1 pseudogene is annotated in these 457 nt (G+C 59.1%); it reads right to left on the bottom strand.

Annotated features, from left to right (window positions below):
• Nucleotides 1–457 (bottom strand): annotated as a pseudogene (locus J5M71_RS28260) (lipase family protein); the annotation flags it as partial.

Here is a 457-nt window from a genome sequence, read left to right on the forward strand (position 1 = left end):
TCAGTGACCCGTTGACTGCGCAGCGCTGTCAGGTGGGCCTTGGTCATGCTGATTTTGTCTATTTCCTGATTGAGCATCAGCGTCTTGTGCACGCGCTCCTGCTCTCGCACGTAAGAACGGTGGTTGTTTTGCAGATCGCGCTTAACGGCCCGCAGCTGTTGCTGAATATTCTCCAGGGCGCTGCTGATCCACTCGTATTCGCGATTGGTCACCAGCGAACGCTTGAGCTGCAGTGCTTCCTGCCAACGGCGCAAGCTGGCCCAGCAGCCGGGGATGTAGCTGCCGACCATTGAGTGGTGACCTGCGGAGAACAACTGCCGCAAAAACGATCCGCGTTCGGGCAAGCCGTTGGTAGCGCGCAGGGCCTTGGCGCAGCCGTGATCGACGATCGTGCTGCAACCCGGCTCCCAGAGAAGCGAGGATCGGTGGTCGTTGTCGAACTCAACGGGCATGAAAT

This window comes from Pseudomonas sp. 43(2021) (assembly GCF_017490805.1).
Classification (GTDB): Bacteria; Pseudomonadota; Gammaproteobacteria; order Pseudomonadales; family Pseudomonadaceae; genus Aquipseudomonas.